General features: G+C 49.3%; 22 protein-coding genes and 1 tRNA gene. 20 read left to right on the top strand and 3 right to left on the bottom strand.

Annotated features, from left to right (window positions below; all coding sequences use genetic code 11):
* Position 1 precedes the first annotated feature (1 nt).
* Complete coding sequence (locus TH63_RS07975) at positions 2-523, top strand: GreA/GreB family elongation factor (RefSeq protein WP_048920490.1); 522 nt, start codon at positions 2-4, stop codon at positions 521-523.
* Between the two features lie 336 nt (positions 524-859).
* Here the strand turns inward: TH63_RS07975 and TH63_RS07970 are convergent.
* A tRNA-Met gene (locus TH63_RS07970) sits at positions 860-933 on the bottom strand.
* A 142-nt stretch (positions 934-1,075) separates the two neighbouring features.
* Here TH63_RS07970 and TH63_RS07965 point away from each other — a divergent pair.
* The 8 genes from TH63_RS07965 (at position 1,076) to bshB1 (ending at position 9,908) form a co-directional block, all read left to right on the top strand.
* Positions 1,076-1,471: an START-like domain-containing protein gene (locus TH63_RS07965; RefSeq protein ID WP_048920489.1), complete on the top strand. Its 396-nt coding sequence runs from the start codon at positions 1,076-1,078 to the stop codon at positions 1,469-1,471.
* Between the two features lie 89 nt (positions 1,472-1,560).
* Positions 1,561-2,973 (top strand): LptF/LptG family permease, encoded by a 1,413-nt coding sequence (locus TH63_RS07960; RefSeq protein WP_048920488.1) that lies wholly within the window; start codon positions 1,561-1,563, stop codon positions 2,971-2,973.
* Positions 2,974-3,082: 109 nt separating this feature from the next.
* On the top strand, positions 3,083-3,358 hold the full coding sequence (gene rpsO, locus TH63_RS07955; RefSeq protein WP_048920487.1) for a 30S ribosomal protein S15: 276 nt from the start codon (positions 3,083-3,085) through the stop codon (positions 3,356-3,358).
* Between the two features lie 141 nt (positions 3,359-3,499).
* Positions 3,500-5,650 carry a polyribonucleotide nucleotidyltransferase gene (pnp, locus tag TH63_RS07950; RefSeq protein ID WP_048920486.1) on the top strand — a complete coding sequence of 717 codons (2,151 nt, stop codon included), beginning with the start codon at positions 3,500-3,502 and terminating at the stop codon, positions 5,648-5,650.
* Between the two features lie 212 nt (positions 5,651-5,862).
* Positions 5,863-6,726 carry a sigma-70 family RNA polymerase sigma factor gene (locus tag TH63_RS07945; RefSeq protein WP_048920485.1) on the top strand — a complete coding sequence of 288 codons (864 nt, stop codon included), beginning with the start codon at positions 5,863-5,865 and terminating at the stop codon, positions 6,724-6,726.
* Between the two features lie 346 nt (positions 6,727-7,072).
* A complete protein-coding gene (gene trxB, locus TH63_RS07940; protein ID WP_048920484.1) occupies positions 7,073-8,017 on the top strand; it encodes a thioredoxin-disulfide reductase in 945 nt (314 codons plus the stop codon).
* 103 nt (positions 8,018-8,120) lie between these two features.
* Positions 8,121-9,170 (top strand): M23 family metallopeptidase, encoded by a 1,050-nt coding sequence (locus TH63_RS07935; protein ID WP_048920483.1) that lies wholly within the window; start codon positions 8,121-8,123, stop codon positions 9,168-9,170.
* 9 nt (positions 9,171-9,179) lie between these two features.
* Positions 9,180-9,908, top strand: a complete 729-nt coding sequence (bshB1, locus tag TH63_RS07930; protein WP_048920482.1) for a bacillithiol biosynthesis deacetylase BshB1 — start codon at positions 9,180-9,182, stop codon at positions 9,906-9,908.
* Between the two features lie 168 nt (positions 9,909-10,076).
* Here the strand turns inward: bshB1 and accC are convergent, their stop codons facing one another.
* The gene (gene accC, locus TH63_RS07925) at positions 10,077-11,579 is read right to left on the bottom strand and encodes an acetyl-CoA carboxylase biotin carboxylase subunit (protein WP_048920481.1); all 1,503 of its coding nucleotides are present in this window, start codon (positions 11,577-11,579) and stop codon (positions 10,077-10,079) included.
* Positions 11,580-11,782: 203 nt separating this feature from the next.
* Between accC and TH63_RS07920 the strand changes: the two genes are divergently transcribed.
* On the top strand, positions 11,783-13,021 hold the full coding sequence (locus TH63_RS07920; RefSeq protein ID WP_048920480.1) for an aminotransferase class I/II-fold pyridoxal phosphate-dependent enzyme: 1,239 nt from the start codon (positions 11,783-11,785) through the stop codon (positions 13,019-13,021).
* 111 nt (positions 13,022-13,132) lie between these two features.
* Positions 13,133-13,315: a hypothetical protein gene (locus TH63_RS07915; RefSeq protein ID WP_048920479.1), complete on the top strand. Its 183-nt coding sequence runs from the start codon at positions 13,133-13,135 to the stop codon at positions 13,313-13,315.
* Between the two features lie 167 nt (positions 13,316-13,482).
* On the opposite strand, the gene tyrS is transcribed toward TH63_RS07915, so the two are convergent.
* Positions 13,483-14,787 carry a tyrosine--tRNA ligase gene (tyrS, locus tag TH63_RS07910; RefSeq protein ID WP_048920478.1) on the bottom strand — a complete coding sequence of 435 codons (1,305 nt, stop codon included), beginning with the start codon at positions 14,785-14,787 and terminating at the stop codon, positions 13,483-13,485.
* Positions 14,788-15,184: 397 nt separating this feature from the next.
* On the opposite strand from tyrS, the gene TH63_RS07905 reads away from it, so the two are divergent.
* From TH63_RS07905 to TH63_RS07865, 9 genes are all read left to right on the top strand, one after another.
* On the top strand, positions 15,185-15,694 hold the full coding sequence (locus tag TH63_RS07905) for a hypothetical protein (protein WP_197088655.1): 510 nt from the start codon (positions 15,185-15,187) through the stop codon (positions 15,692-15,694).
* An 89-nt stretch (positions 15,695-15,783) separates the two neighbouring features.
* A complete protein-coding gene (locus tag TH63_RS07900; protein WP_048920476.1) occupies positions 15,784-16,587 on the top strand; it encodes a hypothetical protein in 804 nt (267 codons plus the stop codon).
* Between the two features lie 239 nt (positions 16,588-16,826).
* Entirely contained in the window at positions 16,827-17,879 is a 1,053-nt protein-coding gene (gene holA / locus TH63_RS07895; protein WP_048920475.1) for a DNA polymerase III subunit delta, read from the top strand.
* 214 nt (positions 17,880-18,093) lie between these two features.
* The gene (locus TH63_RS07890) at positions 18,094-21,138 is read left to right on the top strand and encodes a tetratricopeptide repeat protein (protein ID WP_076606442.1); all 3,045 of its coding nucleotides are present in this window, start codon (positions 18,094-18,096) and stop codon (positions 21,136-21,138) included.
* The gene (locus tag TH63_RS07885; protein ID WP_048920474.1) at positions 21,128-22,801 is read left to right on the top strand and encodes a hypothetical protein; all 1,674 of its coding nucleotides are present in this window, start codon (positions 21,128-21,130) and stop codon (positions 22,799-22,801) included. Before TH63_RS07890 ends, TH63_RS07885 begins: the two co-directional genes overlap by 11 nt.
* A gap of 6 nt (positions 22,802-22,807) precedes the next feature.
* Positions 22,808-24,010: an HU domain-containing protein gene (locus tag TH63_RS07880; RefSeq protein WP_048920473.1), complete on the top strand. Its 1,203-nt coding sequence runs from the start codon at positions 22,808-22,810 to the stop codon at positions 24,008-24,010.
* A 1-nt stretch (position 24,011) separates the two neighbouring features.
* The gene (locus TH63_RS07875) at positions 24,012-24,719 is read left to right on the top strand and encodes a MotA/TolQ/ExbB proton channel family protein (RefSeq protein WP_048920472.1); all 708 of its coding nucleotides are present in this window, start codon (positions 24,012-24,014) and stop codon (positions 24,717-24,719) included.
* Positions 24,719-25,120: an ExbD/TolR family protein gene (locus TH63_RS07870; protein WP_048920471.1), complete on the top strand. Its 402-nt coding sequence runs from the start codon at positions 24,719-24,721 to the stop codon at positions 25,118-25,120. Before TH63_RS07875 ends, TH63_RS07870 begins: the two co-directional genes overlap by 1 nt.
* Positions 25,121-25,126: 6 nt before the next feature.
* Entirely contained in the window at positions 25,127-25,975 is an 849-nt protein-coding gene (locus TH63_RS07865) for a hypothetical protein (protein WP_048920470.1), read from the top strand.
* The last annotated feature ends 9 nt before the right edge of the window (positions 25,976-25,984 follow it).

Genomic DNA, 25,984 nt, shown 5'->3' with positions numbered 1-25,984 from the left:
CATGAGTCGTGCATTTGTAAAAGAAGATGATGCGGGCGAGGCCCCGATTATTGCGCCCCGGGCTGCCTTGCCTGCGGGAACTCCCAACTATGTCACTCCCCGGGGCCTGGAGCAGCTAAAAACCGAGCTGTTGGAACTGGAACTACAAAGGGCTAAAGTGGAACAGGACCGCGAAGACCAGGCCAACCGCACCCGCCAACTCACCATCTTAAAAACTCAGACCAACGCCTTACTGGAGAGACTAAACAGCGCCAAGGTAATCAACCCCACCGACCAACCACAGGACCAGGTTAGGTTTGGCGCCAGGGTCACCATTGAAACCAAGAAAGGACCTAAGCCTGGCCTTAAACGCACCTTCACCATTGTAGGCGTAGACGAAGCCTCTCTGCCGGAAGGCCGCATCGCGTTTGTCGCACCCATTGCCAAAGCCCTGCAGGGAGCCTCCTTGGGGCAGGAACTTCCTCTAAAATTCGGTCCAACGGAAGAAGTAGTACAGGTGGTAGAAATTGCCTATGACTCCTAAATTGGTAAAGCCTGCTTTTTCCCATCCTCAAACAGCTCCTTCGCGTCTGGCGGCAGGGGCTTTTTGCTTTTAAAGGGATTGCTTTTTAAGGGAGAACCAGAAAAATAAATCGTTTTAATGCCGGGAGACCAGCAAGGAAATTACACTAGCAGCAGCGGAATAGGAGGAGAACCCGGTAAAATAGGGGAGGAGGTGTTTCAGGGCCGTTTTTCTTAAAACGGTCTCAAACCAGGATTATTTGAAGTTGGAGAAGGCGCCTGAAATTCTGGGCAGGTAGCTAACCGGTTCACCTTCAGGATATAAATAAAAAAAGCTCCACCGCCAGGTGGAGCTTTGTAGCGGGGAGGGGAGTTGAACCCCTGACCTCAGGGTTATGAATCCTGTGCTCTAACCAACTGAGCTACCCCGCCTTTTACGGGTGCAAATGTAGGAGAAAGATTTATAACCACACAAGTTTTTTTGTATAAAATATTTTCCTTTACTTGAGAAACATAAGCCGCCCCCATCTTACCATACCCTTTCATTACCCTTTACTTTTTTGCTATAGTGTCTATGAGTAAAATAAAGTTTGTCCGAGAGTATTCCCTCAACGCCTCGCCCAAAATGTTGTACCCTTACCTGAGCACGGCCTCTGGGTTGGCCCAATGGCTGTGCGAAGCCGCCCAGCAGATTGGTGACCGTAGATACCGCCTCACCTGGGATAATCAGAATTATATTGCTGAAATGACCAGCCACCGGACCAACAAATCCGTGCGATTGACTTTTCCGGAGACTGGTAATGGCGTGCCCCATGACTACAGCTACATAGACTTCACCATAGAATCAAGTGAGCTAACCCAGGAACAATATCTGCGCGTAACAGACTACACAGACGTGGGAGACGTTGAACAGCTAGCCGAACTTTGGGATAACCAGGTGCTGACGTTACGGGAGTTGATTGGCGGATAACCATAGTTTCGGCCTCTTTTCGTAATTTTGGCCTATTCTGATGTGCCGGACCTTTTATTTGCCTGGGCACACGGAACTGGCTCGCTTGCATGAAAAAATTAGATAAACTTATTCTTACGTCCTTTATAGGGCCTTTTGTCCTCACGTTTGCGGTAGTGGAATTCATTCTGCTTCTGCAGGTGATCCTCAAATACTTGGACGACCTCATAGGCAAAGACCTGGGCGCGGGCGTAATTGCGGAGCTTCTGTTCTATTTTAGCCTGAACCTGGCGCCCATGGCTTTCCCGCTGGCCATCCTGCTTTCTTCGCTCATAACCTTCGGTAACCTGGGCGAGCATCATGAGCTCACGGCCATCAAAACCTCCGGCATTTCCCTCATTAGAACGCTTCGCCCGGTCTTCTTCTTTGCGGTGCTGTTGACTATTGCCGCCTTTTTCTTCCATAACACCATCGTGCCCAAGGCCAACCTCAAGGCCTACAGCTTAATGTGGGACATCCGGCAGAAAAAGCCCTCCCTTGATTTAAAGGAAGGCTCTTTCTACAATGGTTTGCCCAACCGCAGCATTAGGGTAGGAAAGAAGTTCCCAGACGGGCAAACGCTTAAAGACATCATGATCTATGACCACAGCAACGGGCAGGGCAACGCCATTGTCATGCTGGCAGACTCAGGTAAGATGTACACCCAGTTCAATGACCAGTACCTGGTGCTGGAGATGTTCAACGGGAAGACCTTTGCCGAGGACCGGTCCAATAACCCCAACGCCTACGGGCAAAGCTCGGGCTATCTGCGGCAGGCTTTCTCCAAGAACAAGATTGTGGTGAACCTTTCCTCCTTTCAGATGACCCGCACCAACTCGCAGTGGTTTTCTGAAAACAAGATGATGAAGAACATCAATCAGCTGAGCCAGGTCACTGATTCTCTACAAAAACAGATCTCCACGGAGACCAAGCTGCTGGAGCCTAATGTTCGTCCTTTCTATTCCTACTTCGCCTCCAAGCCGTACGCAGACAGTTCCAACATTAAAAACTACAAATTAGCTGCCCTTCCGGCCGTCACGGTAGATGACGTGCGCACCGCGGCCAATGCGGCGCGCAACGTGAAAAGCTTTACCAGTTCCTATACCTCCCGCTTGGCCACCATCAAGCGCGAGCGCAACAACTATGAGATTGAGATTTACCGCAAGTTCACCCAAGCCTTTGCCTGCTTTATCATGTTCCTGATTGGAGCCCCGTTGGGCGCTATTATCCGGAAGGGCGGGTTGGGCATGCCGGTGATCATTTCCATCGCCTTTTTCATTGTCTACTACGTGATGAGCATTCTAGGCGAGAAATGGGGAAGGGAAGGAGTAGCGCCGGTGGCTTTGGGCATGTGGGCAGCCAACCTGATTCTGTTACCGGTGGGAATTTTCTTCCTGTACCAGGCCCGTAATGACTCCAGCTTGCTTGAGGTAGATTTCTGGAGGAAAATAGCCGCCAGGTTCAAGCGGGCTAAGGTGGCGTAAAGAAATACAGGTAGTTTATTTAATGAAGAATTTGAATATTTGGGTTTGATTGCTAACTTTGCGGCTTATATATTCGACTGCAAAAAAAAGATTAGTACATTTAGACGCAATGAAATTAACTACCGAAGCGAAAAAAGAGATCTTCCAAAACAGCGGTTTTTCAAAATTAGATACCGACACCGGGTCTGCTGAATCACAAATCGCATTGTTTACTGCCAGAATTAATCACCTGACAGACCACCTTAAAGTTCATAAAAAAGACTTCTCCACTCGGTTGGGTCTTTTGAAACTGGTTGGTAAGAGAAGAAGATTATTGAATTACCTTACTAAGACTGACATTACGCGCTACCGCGCTATTATCGCTGAATTAGGCATTCGTAAATAACATACTTAAGAAGATTAGGGAATTCATTAACCGGATTCCCTAATCTTTTTTTTTGCCTTTGCTTTCCTCTCTTTCTTTTAGCGCCCCTGGCTCTCTGCCTTTGGGCGCCTTTTACATTGATTGCCTCTTATCTCAAGAATGATGTCATATAACGCTATAACTAAAACCATCCGCATGGCCAATGGCCGTGATATTACCATTGAAACCGGCAAGCTTGCCAAGCAGGCTGACGGATCTGTGGTGGTACGTTGCGGAAATGCCATGTTGCTGGCCACGGTGGTCTCTAACATTGGAGCCCGTGAAGGAGTTGATTTCCTTCCATTGTCTGTTGACTACCAGGAGAAATTCGCCTCTTCGGGTAAAATACCAGGTGGTTTCCTGAAAAGAGAAGCCCGTCTGTCTGACTATGAAGTATTGATCAGCCGTTTGGTGGATCGTATCCTTCGTCCTATGTTCCCAGATGATTACCACTCTGAGACCCAGGTGATCATCAACCTTATCTCTGCCGATGCCGAGATCTTACCAGATGCGTTAGCTGCCCTGGCCGCTTCTGCTGCCCTGTCTGTTTCTGATATTCCTTTCAACGGACCAATCTCTGAGGTGCGTGTGGCCCGTATTGACGGCCAGTTCCAGATCAACCCTTTGCTTTCTGACCTGAAGCGCGCCGATATCGACCTGATTGTAGGCGGTACCGCAGACAGCGTGGCCATGGTGGAAGGTGAGATGAGCGAGGTGTCTGAAGAAGACATGCTGGAAGCTATTCGCGTTGCCCATGTGGCCATCAAAGAGCAGGTAGCTGTTCAGGTAGAGTTAGGCCAGGCGGTAGGAAAGACTAACAAGCGGGAATACAGCCATGAGAGCAATGACCTTGAATTGAAGGAATTGATCACCAAGGCAGTGTATGAAAAAGCGTATGCCGTGGCTGCCTCTGGCAATACCGTTAAAGGCGAGCGTAAGAATGCCTTTAAAGCCATCAAAGAAGAGTTTGTCGCTTCTCTGCCAGAAGATCATACCTATGACGCCACCCTCATCGGAAAATATTTCCATGATGCAGAGAAAGACGCCGTACGTGACGTGGTCTTAAAAGAGCGTCGCCGTTTAGATGGCCGTGCCCTGGACGAGATCAGACCTATCTGGTCAGAGATCAACTACCTGCCGTCGGCGCACGGTTCTGCGGTATTCACCCGCGGTGAGACCCAGTCGTTGACCACTGTTACCTTAGGTACTAAATTAGATGAGCAGATGATTGATGGCGCCATGTTCTCTGGCTACAACAAATTCATGCTGCATTATAACTTCCCACCGTTCTCTACCGGTGAGGCCAAGCCTATGCGCGGTACCGGCCGTAGAGAAGTAGGACACGGTAACCTGGCCATGCGTTCTTTGAAGAAGGTATTGCCGCCGGAAGATGAAAACCCATACACCATCCGTATTGTCTCTGACATCCTGGAGTCTAACGGTTCTTCTTCCATGGCTACCGTTTGTGCTGGAACCCTGGCCCTGATGGATGCTGGTATCCAGATCAAAGCACCGGTTTCTGGTATAGCCATGGGTCTGATCATGGACGAAACCACAGGTAACTTTGCCGTTCTTTCTGACATCTTAGGAGATGAAGATCATCTGGGTGACATGGACTTTAAAGTAACCGGTACTTCTAAAGGCATCACCGCCTGCCAGATGGACATCAAAGTGAAAGGTCTATCCTTTGAGATCCTGGGTCAGGCATTGGCACAGGCCAGAAACGGCCGTCTGCACATCTTAGGTGAGATGAACAAAACCATCTCTCAGCCTAACGCAGATTTCAAACCGCATACCCCGCGTTCTACCAATATCATCATTGAGAAAGAATTCATTGGCGCTATCATTGGGCCAGGCGGTAAAGTAATCCAGCAGATCCAGCGTGATTCTGGTGCCGTTATCCAAATTGAGGAGAAAAACGACAAAGGCTACGTGAATGTGTTCGCCACGAACCAGGAAGCGATGCAAATGGCCGTCTCTAAGATCAAAGCCATTGTGGCTGTTCCTGAGGTAGGAGAGGTGTACACCGGTAAGGTAAAATCTATCCAGCCATACGGGGCCTTTGTAGAGTTCATGGCCGGCAAAGACGGCCTGTTGCATATCTCTGAGGTGAAATGGGAGCGTCTGGAAAGTATGGAAGGTGTACTGGAACTAGGGGAGGAAATCCAGGTGAAACTGGTAGACGTTGACCCTAAGACCGGTAAATTCAAGCTATCTCGCAAAGCGTTGCTGCCAAGACCAGAGCGCTCAGAAGCAGCTCCTAAAAACGACTAACCATATTACGTCCTTCGCCTGGCCAAACTCGTTCTTAAAAGGATAAGTACGGCCAGGCGAAAGGGCTTTTACCTTTTTTTTGACAGGTTAAAAGTCTTGGAATTGTAACAGTTAGCAGGTGTTTTCATTTTATGAGAACTTTTGGAGCTTAGGTAGGTGTTCTTTAACCAGCCTACCAATTAAGAGACTTACACAGATAGAAATACACTCCAATGAGACAGCTGAAAATAAGCAAGCAGATTACCAACCGTGAAAGCCAATCCCTTGACAAGTATTTACAGGAGATTGGTAAGGTGGACCTACTCACCCCGGACGAGGAGGTAACGCTTGCCCAGCGCATCAGAGAAGGCGACCAATTCGCCCTCGAGAAATTAACCAAAGCCAACCTTCGCTTCGTGGTGTCGGTGGCAAAGCAGTACCAGAACCAGGGGCTTTCCCTGGGTGACTTGATCAATGAAGGCAACTTAGGCCTGATCAAAGCCGCGAAACGTTTTGATGAGACCCGCGGTTTTAAATTCATCTCTTACGCCGTATGGTGGATCCGTCAGTCTATTCTGCAGGCCTTAGCCGAGCAGTCCCGGATTGTACGTTTGCCTTTGAACCGCGTAGGTTCCCTGAACAAAATCTCCAAGTCTTTCTCAGAGTTGGAACAGAAATTTGAGCGGGAGCCTTCTCCAGAGGAAATCGCTGAAGTACTGGAACTTACCACCGCTGAGGTAGTGGATACTTTGAAGATCTCTGGCAGACACGTGTCGGTAGATGCACCCTTCGTGCAAGGCGAGGAAAACCGTCTGTTAGACGTACTGGAAAACGAAGACGAAGAGTCTCCGGATACCGGCCTCATGAACGACTCTCTTCGCAAAGAGGTACAACGAGCCTTATCTACTTTGACCAAGCGGGAGGCTGACGTGATCACCCTTTACTTCGGGCTGAACGGAGAGCACTCCCTTACCCTGGAAGAGATTGGCGAGAAATTCAACCTGACCCGTGAGCGCGTGCGCCAGATCAAAGAAAAAGCGATCAGACGTTTACGCCACACTTCCCGCAGCAAGGCCTTGAAGCCGTACCTGGGATAAGGATCTAACCTTTAACTTTCTAAAAGCCTTGGCTCTCACCGGCCAGGGCTTTTTTTATGCGGTTTCCAAAACTATCCTTCCTGTTTTAGGGGTGTTTTCTGGAAAACAGGCCCAAAACAGGAAATTGTCCTTTTTACCTAAAAGGGAAGTTTACCTCAGGTTACCACCGGCAAAGCGATACTTTAGATCATAGGTGGTACTTTTACCGCTGGGGAGAAAGGCCCTGTACTAGACAAAATTAAAGCGAGTGGCATACCCGGGAAAATTGACGGTGCGGGAAGGAGGAGTGAACCTGCCCCCGTCCGTGAAATTTTTCGTAATATTGCACTCCCAAATTATACCTGATATGGAAAACCAAAAGGAAAGCGTGAAATGCCTTATCATCGGTTCTGGCCCTGCGGGCTATACCGCAGCCATTTACGCTTCGCGTGCCGGGTTAAAGCCGGTCATGTACCAAGGCTTGCAGCCGGGCGGTCAGTTGACCATCACCAATGACGTTGAAAATTACCCAGGTTACCCTACAGGCGTGAACGGTCCGCAAATGATGGAGGAGTTCCGTCAGCAGGCAGAGCGTTTCGGCACAGATGTCCGCTATGGCATTGCCACTTCCGTTGATTTCTCCGGAAAGCCCCACCGCGTCACCATAGATGAGCAGAAAGAAATAGAGGCAGACACCGTGATCATTGCCACCGGGGCTTCGGCCAAATGGCTGGGTCTGGAGTCTGAGGCCCGCCTAAACGGGAACGGCGTTTCTGCCTGCGCCGTTTGTGACGGTTTCTTTTACCGCGGCCAGGAGGTTGCTATTGTGGGTGCCGGCGATACCGCCTGTGAAGAGGCCCATTACCTCTCCAACCTTTGCAAGAAAGTCTACATGATTGTGCGCCGCGATGAGATGCGCGCCTCTATTATCATGCAGAACCGGGTGAAGAACACCCCCAATATTGAGATTCTCTGGAACAGTGTCACTGAAGAGATCCTGGGCGATGACGTGGTGACCGGTGCCCGCATCAAGAACACTTCTACCGGAGAGCTTAAAGACATTTCCGTTTCCGGCTTTTTTGTGGCTATAGGCCATGAGCCCAACTCCAAGATTTTCCAGCCTTACCTGGAGCATGATGAAAGCGGCTACCTGAAAACGGTACCAGGCACAGCCCAGACCAACGTAGACGGCGTGTTCGCCTGCGGCGATGTGCAGGACAACGTGTACCGCCAGGCCGTGACGGCAGCCGGTACAGGCTGTATGGCCGCCCTGGATGCCGAGCGCTACCTGGCCGCCTTACATGATCAATAAATAGATTTAAAAGCCTCAATGACGTTGCCCAGGCAATAAATTGGGGCTTTTCCAGTTTTAAAGCCGGACCAGGAAACCTGGCTCTGGTGATTAATAGGATTAAATGCTTTTTAGAAGACTACTTTTCTTTCTGCTGCTGGCTACCCTGAGCCTATCAGGGCACCTGGCCGAAGCGCAGAAAAAGAGAGCCACCAAAGATTTATTTAGAAGGAAGGCTCCCAAAATTAAATTTGTGAAGCCTGACACGGCCGTGGTAGTAAAACAGGAAACTACCCAGGACGGGGACAAGCCCAGCCGTGGCCTTTTCAGCCCCATACGCAAACTCTCCATTGTAAGTGAAGACACCAGTTCTTTGGGGCTGGGGCAACAGAGCATTGTAGAGATGTCTGAGGAAATTCAGGTAGGCGACAGTGTCTGGATAAAGATAGCGGGCTATTATGCCATCTGGGATACCCACAACATTAACCCTTACCGGAAAGACGGCCGCAGGTTAGATGACACCGTCAACCTGAAGCTCTATGACAATCGCCATAACTACAAAATGCCGCTGGTCAGTACACCGGTCACCTCAGATTTCGGGTTCAGGGGCTACCGCTGGCACTACGGCACCGACCTTGACCTGGACACCGGTGATTCCGTGAAGACCGCCTTTGACGGGGTGGTGCGTATCTCTAAATGGGACGGCGGCGGTTACGGCAATTACATTGTGGTGCGCCATGTAAACGGCCTGGAGACCCTGTACGGTCACATGAGCAAACCCATTGCCAAGGTAGGCCAATATGTGAAAGCCGGCCAGTTAATAGGGTGGGGCGGAAGCACGGGCCGTAGCTCGGGCCCGCACTTGCATTATGAGGTACGCTATGAGGGGAATCCTATTGACCCGGAGGAACTCTACAACTTCCCGGATTACCTGCTCAAAGGCAAGAACTTCAAGGTTACCTCGGCGCTCTTCAATTACTACAACAGTGCCAAGCGCAAGTCTTCTTCATCGCCCTCCAGGGCCAGGCGCACGGTGTACCACAAGGTGCGCAGCGGCGAGGTGCTAGGCTCCATTGCGCGTAAGTACGGCGTGTCGGTCTCGCAGATCACGCGCTTGAACCGCATTACCACCAGAACTACTTTAAAAGTGGGCCGAAGCCTACGGATAAAATAAACCCAATTCATGAAACTTGACCTTCTGGCATTTGCCTCTCACCCAGATGACGCCGAACTTGGCTGTGTGGGCACTATACTGGCTCATAAAGCCCTGGGAAAAAAAGTGGGCATAGTAGACCTCACCCGCGGAGAACTAGGCACCAGGGGCACCCCAGAGACCAGGGCGCAGGAGTCAGCAGATGCCTCTGCTATTCTGGGCCTGGACGCCCGCGAGAACCTGGGCATGGCCGATGGTTTTTTCAGGAATGATGAGGAGCACCAGCGCCTGGTGATTGCCGCCATCAGAAAGTACCGTCCTGAGATTGTACTGATGAACGCTATCCATGACCGCCACCCAGACCATGGGCGCGGCAGCCAGCTGGTCTCTGAGTCCTGCTTTTTTTCCGGCCTGCGTCAGGTGAAAACTTATACGCCAGAAGGAGAGGAGCAAGAGGCCTGGCGACCGAAGGCGGTGTACCATTACATCCAGGACCGTTTCATCAAACCAGACCTGGTAGTAGACGTGACCCCCTTCTGGGACCAAAAAGTAGAGTCCATCAGGGCCTTTAAAAGCCAGTTCTTTACGCCCGGTAACGAAGAGACCGGGGAACCTGCTACCTATATCTCCTCGCCGGTGTTCATGCAGTTCATTGAAGCCCGGGCCCTGGAACTAGGCCATTCCATTGGGGTAACCTACGGCGAGGGCTTTACCAAAGAACGTCACATGGGGGTTAGGAATCTGTTTGATCTCCTATAAAAGGCAAAAACCCATTTAAAGGACGTTTTTGCTAAAACTGATTAAAACCAGAAGTAGCTGAAAATAAAAAGGGAAATCCCATCTTGTATAGATGGGCTTTCCCTTTTTCATGTGCTTTTCGTTTTGGGCCTTTTTTAGCTAAAAAAGGCCCAAAACGAAAATAGAATGCTATAAGCGGTTTTTGCGCCAGCCTGAGCTTCCGTTTACGGAAGAGGTGGTTTCCTGCGGGGCAGATGCCTGTTTGGTTTGGGAAGCGAACAGTCCGGCCAATACCGCGGCAATCTCTTCTTCGTCGGTAGTGGAAGCTTGTTTCAGGACGGATGGATCTTTGAAGTACCGGTCAATGAACTTGGTGTCAAAATTACCTGACCGGAAGGCCTCGTGCTCCATCACAAATCGCCCGAAGGGCAGGGTGGTCTCAATGCCGGTGATCTTGTATTCGTCAATGGCTCTGATCATTTTTTCAATTGCTTCCTCGCGGTCTTTCCCGAAGGTCACCAGTTTGGCGATCATGGGGTCATAATAGATAGGAATCTCCATGCCTTCCTCAAAGCCATCGTCTACGCGCACGCCTGGGCCCTGGGGGCGTTTGTAGGTGGTGAGGGTTCCTATGTCTGGCAGGAAGTTGTTGGTGGGGTCTTCGGCGTATACCCGCAGTTCCATGGCATGACCGGTAATGATCAGGTCTTCCTGGGCAAAGGAGAGAGGAGCGCCCTGGGCGATCTTGATCTGCTCTTTCACCAGGTCCAGGCCGGTGATCTGCTCGGTAACCGGGTGCTCTACCTGCAGACGGGTGTTCATCTCCAGGAAATAGAAGTTGAGGTTCTCGTCTACCAGAAACTCCACGGTACCAGCCCCTTTATAATCACAGGCCCGGGCCACGTCTACAGCGCAGCGGCCCATCTCGGCGCGCAGTTCAGGGGTGAGGATAGCCGAAGGAGCTTCTTCAATCACTTTCTGGTGGCGGCGCTGGATAGAGCACTCACGCTCAAAAAGGTGCACAATGTTGCCGTGGGTATCACCTAACACCTGTATCTCTATGTGGCGGGGAGAGCCAATGTATTTCTCAATGAACACGGAACCATCGCCGAAGGCGGAGGTAGCCTCGCTGGCCGCAGTCTTCATCTGCTGCTCAAATTCCTCTACGTGTTCCACTACCCGCATGCCTTTTCCGCCGCCGCCGGCGCTGGCTTTTATCAGGATAGGGAAGCCTATGCTGGTGGCTATCTGCTTGGCCTCTTCCAGGTCGGTGATGGCGTACTCGGTGCCGGGCACCATGGGGATGTTGAACTTGGCCACGGCGGCCTTGGCGGCCAGCTTGCTGCCCATCAGTTCAATGGCCTGAGGCGAAGGGCCTATAAAGATAATGCCGGCGTCTTCTACCTGCTGGGCAAATAGGGCGTTCTCAGACAAAAAGCCGTAGCCGGGGTGAATGGCATCTACTCCCAAGTTTTGGCAAACCTCTAAAATAACGTCGGCTCTTAGGTAAGAGGCGCTGGAGGCGGGCGGGCCCACGCAAACGGCTTCATCGGCGTAGCGCACGTGCAGGGCCTTGCGGTCTGCCTCTGAGTAGATGGCTACCGTTTTAATGCCCATTTCACGGGCCGAACGCATGATCCGGAGGGCAATTTCTCCGCGGTTTGCCACCAAAAGCTTCTGGATTTTTTTCATTCAGGCGAAATAAATTCGGTTCAATCATCAAAGAAAGTTCATTATGGGCAAACTTAAAAGGCTATTTTATGCCGGGAAGTATATATGAACTTTGTAATTGAGTGAGATCAATGTAAATTTGCTGGTCTTTTAAGTGTAACTTAAATGATTTAGCAAGATGTTTCACGTCTTGAACATCATTAACCGCCTTAATCTTATCTAAAGTGGATTTATTTGAAAAGTTATTAGCCAACCGCGGACCGCTTGGCAGCCATTCACACTACGCCCATGGTTACTTCGCTTTCCCAAAGCTAGAAGGAGAAATCTCTCCGCGCATGAAATTCAGGGGCAAAGAGGTTCTGAACTGGAGCTTGAACAACTATTTAGGCTTGGCTAACCACCCCGAGGTTAGAAAAGCGGATGCTGACGCAGCTGCAGAATTTGGAATGGCCTTGCCAATGGGGGCCCGTATCATGTCTGGTAACTCTACAAACCACGAGCAGTTAGAGAAAGAGCTAGCCGACTTTGTGCAAAAAGAAGACGCCTTCCTGTTGAACTTCGGGTACCAGGGCGTGGTGTCTATTATTGATGCTGTGGTAGACCGCCATGACGTGATTGTCTATGACGCCGAATCACACGCCTGTATTATTGATGGTGTTCGCCTGCACCAGGGCAAGCGCTTTGTGTACCAGCACAACAATATAGAAAGCCTGGAGAAACAGCTGCAGCGGGCGTCACGCCTGGTAGCGGAAACCGGCGGCGCCATTCTGGTAATCACCGAAGGCGTGTTTGGCATGAGTGGTAACCTGGGCAAGCTTCGCGAAGTGGTGGCCCTGAAAGAGAAATTTGAGTTCAGGCTGCTGGTAGATGATGCCCACGGCTTTGGAACCATGGGAGAGACCGGTGCGGGCACTGGCGAGCACCTGGGTATTCAGGACGGTATTGACATCTACTTCTCCACCTTTGCCAAGTCTATGGCCAGCATTGGCGCCTTTGTGGCCAGTAACCAACAGGTAATTGAGTACCTGCGTTACAATATGCGTTCCCAGACCTTCGCCAAGTCATTGCCAATGACCCTGGTGGTTGGCGCCCTGAAGCGTCTGGAGCTGTTGCGCACCCAGCCTGAGCTGAAAGACAACCTTTGGAAGATTGTGGAGGCTTTACAGGCAGGTCTGCGCGAGAAAGGCTTCAACATTGGCACCACGGAGTCTCCGGTTACCCCGGTTCTGTTGAACGGCCAGATCTCAGATGCCACCGCGCTTACGCTAGACCTGCGTGAGAACTACAGCATCTTCTGCTCTATTGTGGTGTACCCGGTAGTGCCTAAGGATGTGATCATGCTTCGCCTGATCCCGACCGCCATCCATACCCTGGAAGACGTGGCCGAAACCATTGCTGCCTTTGAGGCAATTTCTGTCAAGTTAGATAAAGGACTTTATACAAAATCATCGGTTGCGGTCTAAAAACGGCGGTCTTTACTAAAATAATACAACCAGTAATTTTTTTGCACCTTATTTTATAATTCCTATATTAGAGCCATTAAACGAAACGTTAAACCATTAAAACAAGCTCTAATGAACAATTTTTCTAAAATTAAGGATCTGGTTCTTTCTCTGGAAGGTGACTTTGAAAAATTCTACGACAAGAAGAATTCAGCTGCCGGAACTCGTGTAAGAAAAGGTATGCAGGATCTGAAAAACATGGCTCAGGACATCCGTAAGGAAGTTCAAGACATGAAAAACGCAGAAGCAAAGTAATATAAGTTGCTCATTAATAAAGCATTATAAAAAAAGGAGGGTTTCGAAACCCTCCTTTTTTTATGCCCTGGCCTTTTTGGCCTTTCTACTGTTTTGGGGCCGTTTTTCTGAAAATGGCCCCAAAACAGGTAATAGAAACAGGAGTGCTTTTCTTGGTTTCTGGTCGGTTAAAGGGCTTTTACCAGGTAATAATTCTTCTTTCCCTTCTGCACTACCAGGTATTTGCCCTGGAGCAGGTCCTGGGTGATAACTTCATCTGGGGAGCCTATTTTCTGCCGATTGATGCTCACGCCGCCATTCTGGATCATTTTTTTTGCCTCTCCTTTTGATTCAAAAATCTGGTTTTGGGTCAGTTCAGAAAGGAAATCAACGGCAGGGGTAGAGGTGGTCAATCCGGCCCTGGAAACCTCTATCTGGGGCACGCCTTCAAACACCGCCAGCAGGGTGGCTTCAGGTAAATTCCTCAGGGTTTCCAGGTCGCCTTTCCCGAACAGAATCTGCGAGGCTTCCACGGCGCTCTCATAGTCTTCTTTGGAGTGCACGGTGGTGGTTACCTCTTTGGCCAGGGCCTTCTGTAACACGCGAAGGTGCGGGGCCTGGGCATGTTCGGTTACTAGGGCCTCAATCTCTGGTTGAGTTAACAGGGTAAAGCGCTTGATCAGGTTCTCGGCTTCCTCATCGGCTACGTTGAGCCAGAACTGGTAGAACTTGTAGGGGCTGGTCATGTTGGGGGCCAGCCACACGTTGCCGCTCTCAGATTTCCCGAACTTGCTGCCGTCTGCCTTGGTCACCAAGGGCGTGGTCAAAGCAAAGGCTTTGCCGCCTTCCATGCGCCGGATGAGCTCAGTACCTGAGGTGATATTGCCCCACTGGTCAGAGCCGCCCATCTGCAGACGCACGTTCTTGTGCTTGTATAGGTGGTAATAGTCATAGCCTTGCAGGAGCTGGTACGAGAATTCGGTGAAGGAAAGGCCTTCGGCGCCGTTTTCGCCTTCCTGGGCGGTGATCCGCTTCTGCACGCTCTCCTTCTTCATCATGTAGTTCACCGTGAGGTGCTTGCCCACGTTGCGAAGGAAATCCAGGAAAGAGAAGTCTTTGAACCAGTCATAGTTGTTCACGATCTCGGCGGCGTTGGGCACGCCCTCAAACTGCAGGAATTTCTCCAGCTGCTTCTTAATGCCGTTCTGGTTATCGCGCAGCACTTCTTCAGAGAGCAGATTGCGCTCCGCGGATTTGCCCGAGGGATCCCCGATCATACCGGTGGCGCCGCCTACCAGCGCGATGGGTTTGTGCCCGGCCCGCTGCAGGTGCACCAGGAGCATGATAGTGGCCAGGTTGCCTATATGGAGCGAGGAGGCCGTAGGGTCAAAGCCTATATAGCCGGTGGTCATGCCTGCGTTCAGTTGTTCTTCTGTTCCGGGCATGGCATCCTGCAGCATGCCGCGCCAACGCAGTTCTTCAATTAAATTCATGTGGCTTCAAATTTTACAAGGGCCAAAGATACACATCTTTTAAAATGGATGGCAGGGGAGATAGGTTAAACCGGAGGGAGAAGTGATAGTGTGGGGAAAAGGAGCGAATAGGTAGAAGGTAATTAGAGCAAAGGAGAGGTGTTTAGAGGCCGCTTTTCAGAAAACAGGCTCAAAAAGAAAGCCCGATGGGCAAGCTGCTACCCGTGTATTACCCGGGTAATACACGGGTACACTGAATTTATTTTATAAGATATCCTTTTGCCTGCACCGGTTCAGGAAGCACAGGCCGACCTGTTTATGTCTTTTTACTGCTTTTAAACTGTTTTAAAGGTGTTTTTTTGGAAAACATGCCAAAAACGCTATCTTGTTAGGAGAACCCTTACCAACCCAAGACGCGTTGGCTGGGGAGGAAAAACCTCCGCACATTGTGCAGATAAGCGAAGGTTTGCGTTTAGCAACAAGTTATGGCCAATTTATAAATATGAAAAAGATACTGCTCCTTACATTACCGATACTATTTACAATTCCAGCTTTCTGCCAAATTGAAGCAGATTCAATATTTATTTATAAAGACTTCAAACGCGCAGGGACAACGGCAGGACTTCAGCATAACCATCGTGACCTTGCTTCCCGACAAGCCGAAATGGTAAAATTGGACGGAGCAGAAACAGCCGATTTGAAAGCAATTTTTAAAGAAGCAAATCGAAAACGATTCTTTCAGCAAAAGCATGGAGGAGAAATATGCTACGCTGTTGTTTGGTTTAAAGGGAATAAGTACAACTATATAATTGAGGGTGGTAACGACTTCGCAAGAATGGTCAACTTAAACACAATGAGAAAGTGGACTTTAGAAGAACCAATGAAAATTGAAGCCCTGTATGCGCTAATAAAGAAAAACAGGCCATAACACTGTATAAAAATCATGCTACGGCCGACGGCCTTGCACGTTTTTTATACTAACCGTTAGCTCAGACGTTAACAAGTTTAGAAAAGAAAATGAACAAGTTCGATAAAGCTAAATATTCAAACCATACCACTTCGGTCTTGCGACTTGAAGGAAAGAGGAAGTTTTTAAAGAACCTATTAGTAAAAATGGTGTTTGAGTACTCCAATAAAATCTCAGGATCTATTGCTAATAATGATTTCATAGAACTTAGAAATAGCATAACCCTAAGGTTAGAAAGTATTTTTTATCATTATGACCTTCTTGCCTCAATAAATATAAGTGGTGAAGAAAGTATCAATAACAAACAAATTTCACCCTTAATAACTAGCCAGATAGCACTCAAGCAAGACTTCTTACTTGATAGTATAATATTTAATACACTTTCATTATTTGATTACACCAGTTGCTTGACAAAGTTTATTTTAGAGGATAACAAGCAAAAGAAAAAATTACTTTGGACACAATTAGTAAGAACCTCTCGAGGAACTGGCAACTTCAAAGAAACATCCTTAGCCAAGCTAATAAATGATTTAGATAAAAATTGGGTTTTCAAATTGGGCGAATATAGGGCTGAACTTATTCACTATAAGGATGACTTTGTATCTGAAAGCTTAAAACACTACGTTAAAGAAGGAAAATACATTATCTCTATATCTGCTCCTTCATCATTGAAAAAGCATTTTAAAGAATTTAAGTTAGTTGATAACAATAAGGCTAGTATCAACGAAGTATCGCTTTGGGTAATTGAGAATTCAATTGAATGCGTAATATGTCTTGTGGAAGAATTAATTAACTACTTTGACATAATTAGAAAAGTGCCATTAGGAAAAGAGATAATAACACATAAACAATAGAACAAAATTCCCTAAATTGGCATACGCATCATGCTTTATTGCCGCCCCATATTAATTTCCTTTGTGATATTGGTAAAGGCAACTCTCTTAAAATAACAAATAAACCTAAAGCGCCTCACCCATCCAAATCTCTCCATGCAATCACCCTGCTATTTTCTCTCCACATAGTGGAATCCTTACGCCACAGTAGTAACTTTGGGGTGTAGTAGAATGAACCCTTCCAGCATCCAACCTTTGCTATGGCGCTTACCGCAGATGATATCCTGAAGCAACTCAAGAACCGCGAATTCGCCCCTGTGTATTTCCTGCAGGGCGAGGAGCCGTATTACATTGACCTCATCTCAGACTACATTGAGAGGAATGCCCTCAATGACATGGAGAAAGGCTTCAACCAGGTGGTGCTGTACGGCAAAGACACAGACGTGCCCACGGTGCTGCTGCAGGCCAAGCGATTCCCCATGATGTCTGACCGGCAGGTGGTAATTGTGAAAGAGGCCCAGAACCTACCCAACCTTGAGGCCGACCCCGAGAAAGACCCTGCCGCCCGTCAGTTAGAAGCTTATCTTAATAACCCATTGCCGTCCACCATTCTGGTTTTCTGCCACAAACATAAATCCGTAGACGGCCGCAAGCGCCTGGGCAAACTGCTGGGGAAGCAGGCCGTCTTGCTCACCACCAAAAAACTATATGACAACCAGGTAGGCGGCTGGATCACCTCCTTCATTAAAAGCAAGAACCTGCAGGCCACGCCCCAGGCGGTGATGATGCTGGGCGAGTTCATCGGGTCAGACCTATCCAGGCTGGCCAATGAGATTGAGAAGCTGACTCTGAACCTGAAACCCGGGCAGACCATAGATGATAAGTTGGTGCAGGAGAACATCGGCATCAGCAAGGAATACAACATCTTTGAGCTGCAGAACGCCCTTACCCGGCAAGACGTGCTCAAGGCCAATCGCATTTTGAATTATTTTGAATCAAACCCCAAGGACAATCCGCTTATCCCCAACCTGGTGCTGCTGTTTTCTTTCTTCTCCAAGCTCATGACCCTGCACCTGCTGCCGCAGATCAATGAGCAGGCGGTGGCCAAGGAGCTGGGCAACCGCGCCTTCCTGGCCAAGGAATATCTGGGCGCCCTTAGGGCCTACCCATACCGCCGGGTGTTGCAGATCATCACCTTTATTCACCAAGCAGACCTGCAGAGCAAAGGCATAGAAGGGGGGACGCTCTCAGACGCAGATATCTTAAAGGAGCTGGTCTTTAAAATATTACACCCCATACCGGTGATCAGGTAATTCCTGTTTTAGGGCCGTTTTCTTTAAAACAGGCCTAAAACAGGAAATTTTGGAGCCCTGGTATATGCTAAAAGCGCTATGTTGTCGTTCCAACGGTAGCAAATACCTTAACTTTTGCAGTCGCTTCCTTACAATTTTTCTAAATTTGAAGGACGGGCCTTCCTGTAGCCAACCAAGCTTTCTGGTTGAGGCAAGGTCAAAACCCTAATTACCTATGAAGATACCTTACAAGTTAGCCCTGGCCACCGCCTTGCTGGGAGGAGCCAACGTGGCACACGCGCAGCACCCGCTGACCTTCCGTTCAGAAGAGCGTTTTTTCCAGGAAGGGTTAGAGCTTTTTGACCGCGAAAAGTTTGGGGCCGCTCAGCAGGCCTTCGCAGAGTACATCCGGCTTATTAATGACCCCGCCAAAACCGCCGATGCGCAGTATTACTACGCCATCAGTGGGCTGTACCTGTTCCACCCGGACGCTGAGCAGTTGGTGTTGCAGTTTGCCAAGCGCTTTCCTACGCACCCCAAGGCCAGCGTGGCGTTCTTTGAGCTAGGTACTTCCCTGTTTGACAGCAAGAACTATGACAAGGCCATCCAGTACCTGGAGAAAGCCCCCGCCGACCGCCTGGATGACGCGCAGTTAAAGGAGTTAGAGTTTAAGCTGGGGTACGCTTATTTTACCAAAAAGAATTTCAAGAAAGCCAAAGAACTGTTTGACCGCAACAAACGCGGCACGCATGAATATTCCTATGCCTCTAGCTATTATGCCGGTTACCTGGCCTACAAAGAAGGAGATTACATTGGCGCCAAGCTAGACCTTAAGGTTGCCGAAAAGGATGAGAGTTACAGCCTGGTAGTGCCGTACATGCTCACCGAGGTGCTTTATAAAGAGAAGAACTTCCAGGAGGTAATCAGCTACGGCGAAGCCTCTCTGCAGAAGACGCCTAAAGTACAGAACCCCCAGGAAATTGAATTGCTGGTAGGGGATGCCTATTTCCAGCGCAATGACTTCAAAAAAGCTTCTGAGTATTTCAAGAGCTACGCCAAAGGCAAAAAGACCCTTGACAAAACCGTACAGTACAAAATAGGGATAACCGATTATAAGAACAACGATTTTAAAAGCGCCATCCAGAACCTGAAGGCCGTGGCCTTCCATTCAGATTCCTTGGGCCAGAACGCGTCCTATCACCTAGGTTTAAGTTACCTCAAAGACAACAACAAGCAGTTTGCGCTGGGCGCCTTTGACCAGGCCCGCAAGCTTAACATAGACCGCAACGTAAAGGAAGGCGCCACTATCAAGTACGCGCAGCTAAACTATGAACTGGGCAACTTCTCTGAGGTGATCAACTCGTTGGCTTCATTCAGCAAAGATTTTCCAGAGTCTAGGTTTGCCGGCGAGGCCGATGATATTTTAAGTGATGCCTACCTCAACTCCAGCAATTACCTGGAAGCCATCCAGCACATTGAGAAACTGCCCAAGCGCAGCCACCGCATCAATGAGACCTATCAGCGGGTTACTTATTATCAGGCCGTTAAGCTCTACAATGACCAGTTGTTCCAGCAGGCCGTGCAGATGCTAGACAAATCGTTGGGCTTCCCTTATGACAAGGAGATTCAGGCGGGCAGCAACTTCCTGAAGGGGGAAGCTTATTCCATTGGTCAGCGCTGGCCGCAAGCCATCAACAGCTACGGCGCCGTTTTCCAGACCCCCGGCTCCGGTCGCACCGAGTATTACGTGAAGTCCCGCTACGGCATTGGCTACGCGTATTACAATGAAAAGCAGTACGACAAGGCCCTGGTGCATTTCAAAGCGTATTTGAGTGACAATTCCATCAAGGCGGGCAATCCCAACTACACAGACGCCATGATCCGGCTAGCCGATACGTACTACGTAACCAAGGATTACAGCCAGGCCCTTTCTTACTATGACCAGGCCTTGGCCGCCCGCACCCCAGACGCAGATTACGTGCACTTCCAGAAAGGAGTGGTGCAAAACCTGTCGGGCCGGCGAGAACAGGCTATTGCCAGCTTGCAGATCTTACTAAAGAACTATCCAAAGTCGCGCTACGCCGATGATGCCGTGTACCAAAAAGGTATCATTGACTTTGAGGCCTCAAATTACGCCCCGGCAATTGCTTCTTTCAGCCAGCTGATAGACAACTATTCCAACAGCACCCTGGTACCAAACGCGCTGCAGAAACGAGGAGTGGCTTACAGTAACTTGCAACGCAAGAACGAAGCCATCGCAGACTTCAAGCGCGTGATTGACCAGTACCCCACGCACCCAATAGCCAACAACGCCCTGTATAGCTTGCAGGAAACCCTAGGCGCCGCCAACCAAACCGAGCAGCTGGACACCTATCTGGAGAAATTCAAGCTAGCCAACCCGGAAAGTGATGCGCTGGAAAGTGTTGAATTTGAAGCTGCTAAATCGCTTTACTTTAATGAAAAGTATACCCAGGCCATTCCTAAGTTTGAGGGCTTCCTGAAAAGCTACCCGGCCAGCGCCTCGGTGGCCAATGCCCGGTATTTCCTGGGTGACTCTTACTTTAGAAGCGGAGATAAGGCCAATGCCTTGCGCAGCCTCAAAGAAGTTGCCATCCAGGGCAAGTCGGAGTATCTGAGCAAAGCCGTCCAGCGTGTGGCAGACATGGAATTTGAGAACGGCAACTACGGTGAGGCTGCCGCTTTCTACTCGCGCCTGCGTGACCTGGCCGTGAACAAGAAGGAGCAGGCCAACGCCTTGGTAGGCTTAATGAAGAGCTTCTACTTCACCAATGACTTCAACAACACCATTCTGATTGCAGATGACCTGATTGCCCGCGGCAATTCTACTTTAAACGCTTATAACACGGCGCTTTTATTCAGAGGCAAAGCCAGTCTGGCCCTGGGTCGTACTGACCAGGCCATGAAAGAATTCACAACGGCGGCCACTTCGGCTACGGACGTGAATGGTGCCGAGGCGCATTACCTCATCACAGAAATCCTGTTCCAGCAAAAGAAATACAAAGAGGCTTTGGACCACGGCTTTGAGTTCAGCAAGACCTTTGGGGATTATGACCTTTGGTTAGGCAAGACCTTCCTGATGATTGCTGATATCTACGTTGCGCAGAATGAGGCCTTTCAGGCGAAAGCAACTTTGAATTCCATTATAGAAAATTCTCCGCTGGAGGAAATCAAAACCGAAGCTAAAACCAAGCTGGCCGCATTGGAAAACAGCGTTACTCCTCCGGTAAACACCCCTAACGAGAAAGAAAATGAGAACTAAGATACACTTGGCAGGCCTATCTGCTCTCTTAATGTTGGGCTTTCTACCTGCCGCTCAGGCTCAAACGGGATGGGGCGAAGGGACTAAACTTGAAAACACAGAAATTGTAGTAGAGAAAAACCGGGTGCTTGAGCTTCCGGAAGCCAACCGGAACTTTGAGAAATTCCTCATCCAACCACCCAAGTTAGGCGACCGCAAGGTAACCTACCGCTACAATGAGTACCGCCTGCCTGAGCACTACATTAACCTGCCCATGAAGGTGCTTACCATTCAGCAGGAGGAACTGACCAAACTCTATGGCAACTACGTGAAGGGCGGCATTGGCAACTACGGAACCGTCTACGCCAAAGGCTACTTCCATAACAAACGCAGCGATAAGTCTTCTTTTGGCGCAGAGGTAGGGCATTTGTCTTCGGCACACGGACCTATTGAAAACTCCGGCGCTGCCAACAGTTACCTGCAGGCGCACGGTGAATTATACTCAGGCCCGGTAACAGTAGGCGCCCGGATAAAGTATGACCGCGATCAGGCGTATTTCTATGGCCGTAACCCTGCCTTTGAGTATGATAAGAATACTGTTAAACAGGTATATAACCGCTTCTTGGTAGAAGGCAACTTAAACAACCTCACGCAGGCCAGAACCATTTTTCATTACAACGGAAAAGTGGGCCTTAACTACACCAATGATGACTTCTCTGCCAAGGAGACGCACCTGTTCGGGAACGTGGAGACTGTCTATGACTTAAGCGATGAGTCTAAGGTAGTGGTGAATGCCGAAATGGCGTATACCAGCCTAAAAGGCGATGAAGAAACCTATGGACGGGGCTTCTTCAAGATTAGGCCAGCATATGCCTTGCAGTTAGACAAGCTCAACCTCCTTTTGGGAGCCACTATTGCCTACACCGGAGACACCATCAATGACGCCAAGAAGTTTAACGTGTATCCGGCCCTGGAAGCTAACGTGCAAGTGATTGAGAATGGCCTTTCAATATTTGCCGGGGCGGGCGGGGATCTTCAACGGACCACCCTTTACGGCCTGAGCAAAGAGAATCCTTACCTGAACCAGAACCAGTACATAGCTGACGTAAACAAAGGCCTGGAGATTTACGGAGGGGTGAATGGGAGCATCAGTAAATACCTGAGCTTTACCGGTCGGGCTGCCCTGCAGAGGTTCCGCAACCTGTATTTCTATAACAATGCCGTCGCAGATTCATCCAAATTAGATATTCTGTATGATGACGGCGTAACCAAAGTATTTCAACTGTTTGGTCAATTGACCTTTAACCAATCTGAGGACCTGAGAATAGGGCTAAAGGCCGAAAATAACAGCTATAACGTCACCTCTTTAACCAAGCCTTTCCATCGCCCCGAAATCATGGTGACGGCCTTTGGCTCATATAATCTTTGGGACAAGATTCTCTTCAACACTGAACTTTACTATATTAGCAGTTCGTTTGGGGAAATTACCCGCACAGATGGTACCAAGTTGCTGCAAGAGACAGACACGATCGTGGACTTGAACCTGAAGGCAGATTACCGCTTCTCACCCAGGTTCTCGGCCTTTATCATGGGCAATAACCTGCTGGGTAGCAAGTACCAGCGTTTTGTGAATTATCCTAACCAGGGGATTTCCTTTATTGGTGGGGTTACTTATTCTTTCTAAAAGCATATGGTTCAAAGCCACATAAAATCTTTATTGTACGCCTATGACTGCGTGATCATCCCTGATTTTGGGGGACTAATCACGCATTATGCGCCTGCTAAGATCCATCCGGTGAAACATACGTTTTCACCGCCCTATAAGCGCGTGGCCTTTAATGAACAGCTGAAGGTAAATGATGGGTTATTGATTTCTACACTGGCCCACAAGCAGCAGTGGCCCATGCCTAAGGCCCAACAAACCGTAGCGGCCTTTGTCCAGGAGCTAAAAGAGCAGTTACTGACCCAGCATAGGTTTGAGCTGAAAGACGTTGGGGTGTTCCGGTACAATGCCGAGCGCAAGCTGGTGTTTGAAAGCCTGGACGCTGATAACTTCCTGGAGCATTCGTTTGGGTTACCGGAACTGGTTTCCAAGCCTATCCCGGGCAAAGAGTCCCTGGTGCTAAGAGGCAACTACAAAGACCAGACGGCTGCGCAAGAAGAAAGCAAAAAGAGCAGCCGCTTTCGGAAGCTTTACCGCATGGGCGCCACGCTGGTGCTGGGTGGAATGGCCATAACCGGTATCTACCTGCTTTCCATGCAGTCTGATGTGGCTTTAAGCTCTCTGAATCCTTTTGCCCTTATCAAGTCTGCTTCCACTTCGGAGCCAGTCTCCAATTCAACTTCACAAGTAACTGAGGTAGATGCTTTTGAGCAAGCTCAGTTAACGGAGCAATACAAGACAGCCCTTCCGGATGGTGCCTCCATTGAAGAGGAACTGGCCACAGATGACTCACTTTTGGCTCAATTTCCGGAAAACGGCCCTAAAACGGAAGAAGCCCTGGTAGCTACTTCAGAAGCGCTAACTGTAGTAGAGACAGCACCTGTCACCGCTCCAGTTAAAGCAGAAAAAGCAGTGGTTGCCCCGGTTGCCAATGCAGAAGTAAAAAAGGCGGAATCGGTTGATAAAGCAGCTGTAAGCAGCAGTACAATTAAACAGAGAACAGGCCGTTTTTACGTTATTATGGGCGTATTCTCTTTGAAAGGGTATGCGGCCAGTAACCAGAAAAGCCTTCAAAGAAAAGGATATGACGCTAAGATTGTAGCGCCAGCCTATGACACCAAACGGCAGCGGGTATCTGTGGCAGACTATGCCTCAGAAGCCGAAGCCTACGCAGCCTTACCGGCCTTGCGTTCTAAAATAAGCAATGAACTTTGGGTATTTAACTATTAACATGAACGCTTTTCTGCTCCAGATTACCACTACAGCTCCAGTAGACACTTTAGCAAACGCGGCAACTGCCGCCCAGACAGCACCAGAAACCGTTAGTTTATTAGATTTAACCATGTCGGGTGGTTGGGCCATGTTCCCTCTGGCGGCCCTTTCCATTATGGCCATCTACATTTTTGTGGAGCGCTACCTTACCATTAAGAAAGCCGCCCAGAACCCGGCCGGTTTTAATGCCCGCTTAAAAAGCCTGGTGGTTGCCGGTGACGTACAAGGCGCCCGCATGTTATGTGCCCAAACCAATTCTCCCATTTCCCGCATGTTGGAAAAAGGAATTTCCCGCATTGGTCACCCTTTGAAAAACATTGAGGCTTCCATTGAAAACGTAGGAAAGATTGAGATTGCCCGTCTGGAAAAAGGCCTTTCTGGTCTGGCCACCGTGGCAGGGGCTGCCCCCATGCTGGGCTTCCTGGGAACGGTAACGGGTATGATCGGTGCCTTTATCGCTATTGCCCAAGCCGAAGGGTCTATCAGCCCTAAATTGCTTTCTGGAGGTATCTATGAAGCCATGGTAACTACGGCGGCCGGATTGATCATAGGTTTGCCAGCCTACGTAGGATATAACTTCCTGGTAGCCAAAATTGACAGCATTGTGCATGATATGGAGTACAGCTCCATTGAGTTCATTGATTTATTACAGGAGCCGCAAGCCTAATGAATTTACGTTCCAAAAACCGAATCAGCGCGGAGTTCAGCATGTCTTCTATGACGGACATCATCTTCCTGCTCCTGATTTTCTTCATGCTCACCTCCAATTTCGTAACACCCACTGCTTTGCCGGTGAACCTGCCTTCCAGTTCTAAGGGCAGCATTACCATGCAGAAGGTAAGCGTGACCATTACCAAAGACCTACAGTATTACGTAAACGATAGACCTACTACTCTGGAAACACTTAGCTCCGACCTGTCCGCTGCCTTGGGCGGAACCGAAGAAGGGCAGGGGGTTGTTGTCCTGAATGTAGACAAAACCGTTCCCGTAGAGTACCTGGTGAAGGTAGGAGGGATTGCCAGCGACTTAAAGGCGAAGATTTCTATTGCCACTATTGCAACTGAATAAGGATACATGATTGCCTTACAAAAAGAAGAGGAAAAGAATAAACGCATTGCCATGGGCGTGAGCCTGGTGGTTCATCTGCTGTTGTTACTTTTCCTGTTTTATTTCCTGGCTTACCAGACCCCAGATCCACCGCTTGATCAATTGGGCGGCATTGAAATGTCCTTCGGAACCACAGAGACCGGAAGCGGGGATGTACATAGCAAAGCCCAGCCTAATCCTAGTCCAAACCCAGAAGATAGCAAACCGGCCGCGGTGGCTCCTAAAGTGACGCCACAGCCTCAACCACAACCACAGCCTGTAGAGGCCTCTAAGCCGGAGAAAGTGGTTACTACCACAGCAGAATCTCCCGTTTCAGTAAAAGAAGAGCCGAAACCCAAACCTGTAGAAGCGCCTAAGGAAGTAGTTAAAAAGGTAGATAACCGGGCCCTTATGACCGGCAAAGCCAAAGATGGCGGCGGAAACGGCACAGCCGGGACCAGCAACCGGCCTACGGGAAATAATAACGGGGATGAAAATACCGTAGGAGACAAAGGAAATCCGGAAGGGTTGATGCCCGGTAAGAAAACCGGTAAAGGCGGTAGCGGCGGCGGAAACCTGGACATGCCCGGCTGGCGCTATGACATTGCTCCCCGTCCTGACCCGTATGACAATGAAAGCGGAATTGTCAAGATCCAGATTAAGATTGATGCCGACGGAGATATTGTCAGTTTAAAAGTGATAGAAAGTAACGTGAGTCCGCAGGTTGAGAACTGGTATAAGAACCAGGTACAGCGCACCACCTTTAGCCGGATCAATGGCGCCAATGCCAGTTCAGGCGCTACCGGAACCATTACCTTTATCATAAGATCCAACTAACCCAACGCT

This window comes from Rufibacter radiotolerans (assembly GCF_001078055.1).
Taxonomy (GTDB): domain Bacteria; phylum Bacteroidota; class Bacteroidia; order Cytophagales; family Hymenobacteraceae; genus Nibribacter; species Nibribacter radiotolerans.
This window is presented reverse-complemented; position numbering and strand designations above follow the sequence as displayed.

Bases quoted from the DNA above. Each gene is read 5' to 3' on its own strand.
- TH63_RS07975 (WP_048920490.1), top strand. From the start codon at position 2: ATGAGTCGTGCATTTGTAAAAGAAGATGATGCGGGCGAGGCCCCGATT.
- TH63_RS07965 (WP_048920489.1), top strand. From the start codon at position 1,076: ATGAGTAAAATAAAGTTTGTCCGAGAGTATTCCCTCAACGCCTCGCCC.
- TH63_RS07960 (WP_048920488.1), top strand. From the start codon at position 1,561: ATGAAAAAATTAGATAAACTTATTCTTACGTCCTTTATAGGGCCTTTT.
- rpsO (WP_048920487.1), top strand. From the start codon at position 3,083: ATGAAATTAACTACCGAAGCGAAAAAAGAGATCTTCCAAAACAGCGGT.
- pnp (WP_048920486.1), top strand. From the start codon at position 3,500: ATGTCATATAACGCTATAACTAAAACCATCCGCATGGCCAATGGCCGT.
- TH63_RS07945 (WP_048920485.1), top strand. From the start codon at position 5,863: ATGAGACAGCTGAAAATAAGCAAGCAGATTACCAACCGTGAAAGCCAA.
- trxB (WP_048920484.1), top strand. From the start codon at position 7,073: ATGGAAAACCAAAAGGAAAGCGTGAAATGCCTTATCATCGGTTCTGGC.
- TH63_RS07935 (WP_048920483.1), top strand. From the start codon at position 8,121: ATGCTTTTTAGAAGACTACTTTTCTTTCTGCTGCTGGCTACCCTGAGC.
- bshB1 (WP_048920482.1), top strand. From the start codon at position 9,180: ATGAAACTTGACCTTCTGGCATTTGCCTCTCACCCAGATGACGCCGAA.
- accC (WP_048920481.1), bottom strand. From the start codon at position 11,579: ATGAAAAAAATCCAGAAGCTTTTGGTGGCAAACCGCGGAGAAATTGCC.
- TH63_RS07915 (WP_048920479.1), top strand. From the start codon at position 13,133: ATGAACAATTTTTCTAAAATTAAGGATCTGGTTCTTTCTCTGGAAGGT.
- tyrS (WP_048920478.1), bottom strand. From the start codon at position 14,787: ATGAATTTAATTGAAGAACTGCGTTGGCGCGGCATGCTGCAGGATGCC.
- TH63_RS07900 (WP_048920476.1), top strand. From the start codon at position 15,784: ATGAACAAGTTCGATAAAGCTAAATATTCAAACCATACCACTTCGGTC.
- holA (WP_048920475.1), top strand. From the start codon at position 16,827: ATGGCGCTTACCGCAGATGATATCCTGAAGCAACTCAAGAACCGCGAA.
- TH63_RS07890 (WP_076606442.1), top strand. From the start codon at position 18,094: ATGAAGATACCTTACAAGTTAGCCCTGGCCACCGCCTTGCTGGGAGGA.
- TH63_RS07885 (WP_048920474.1), top strand. From the start codon at position 21,128: ATGAGAACTAAGATACACTTGGCAGGCCTATCTGCTCTCTTAATGTTG.
- TH63_RS07880 (WP_048920473.1), top strand. From the start codon at position 22,808: ATGGTTCAAAGCCACATAAAATCTTTATTGTACGCCTATGACTGCGTG.
- TH63_RS07875 (WP_048920472.1), top strand. From the start codon at position 24,012: ATGAACGCTTTTCTGCTCCAGATTACCACTACAGCTCCAGTAGACACT.
- TH63_RS07870 (WP_048920471.1), top strand. From the start codon at position 24,719: ATGAATTTACGTTCCAAAAACCGAATCAGCGCGGAGTTCAGCATGTCT.
- TH63_RS07865 (WP_048920470.1), top strand. From the start codon at position 25,127: ATGATTGCCTTACAAAAAGAAGAGGAAAAGAATAAACGCATTGCCATG.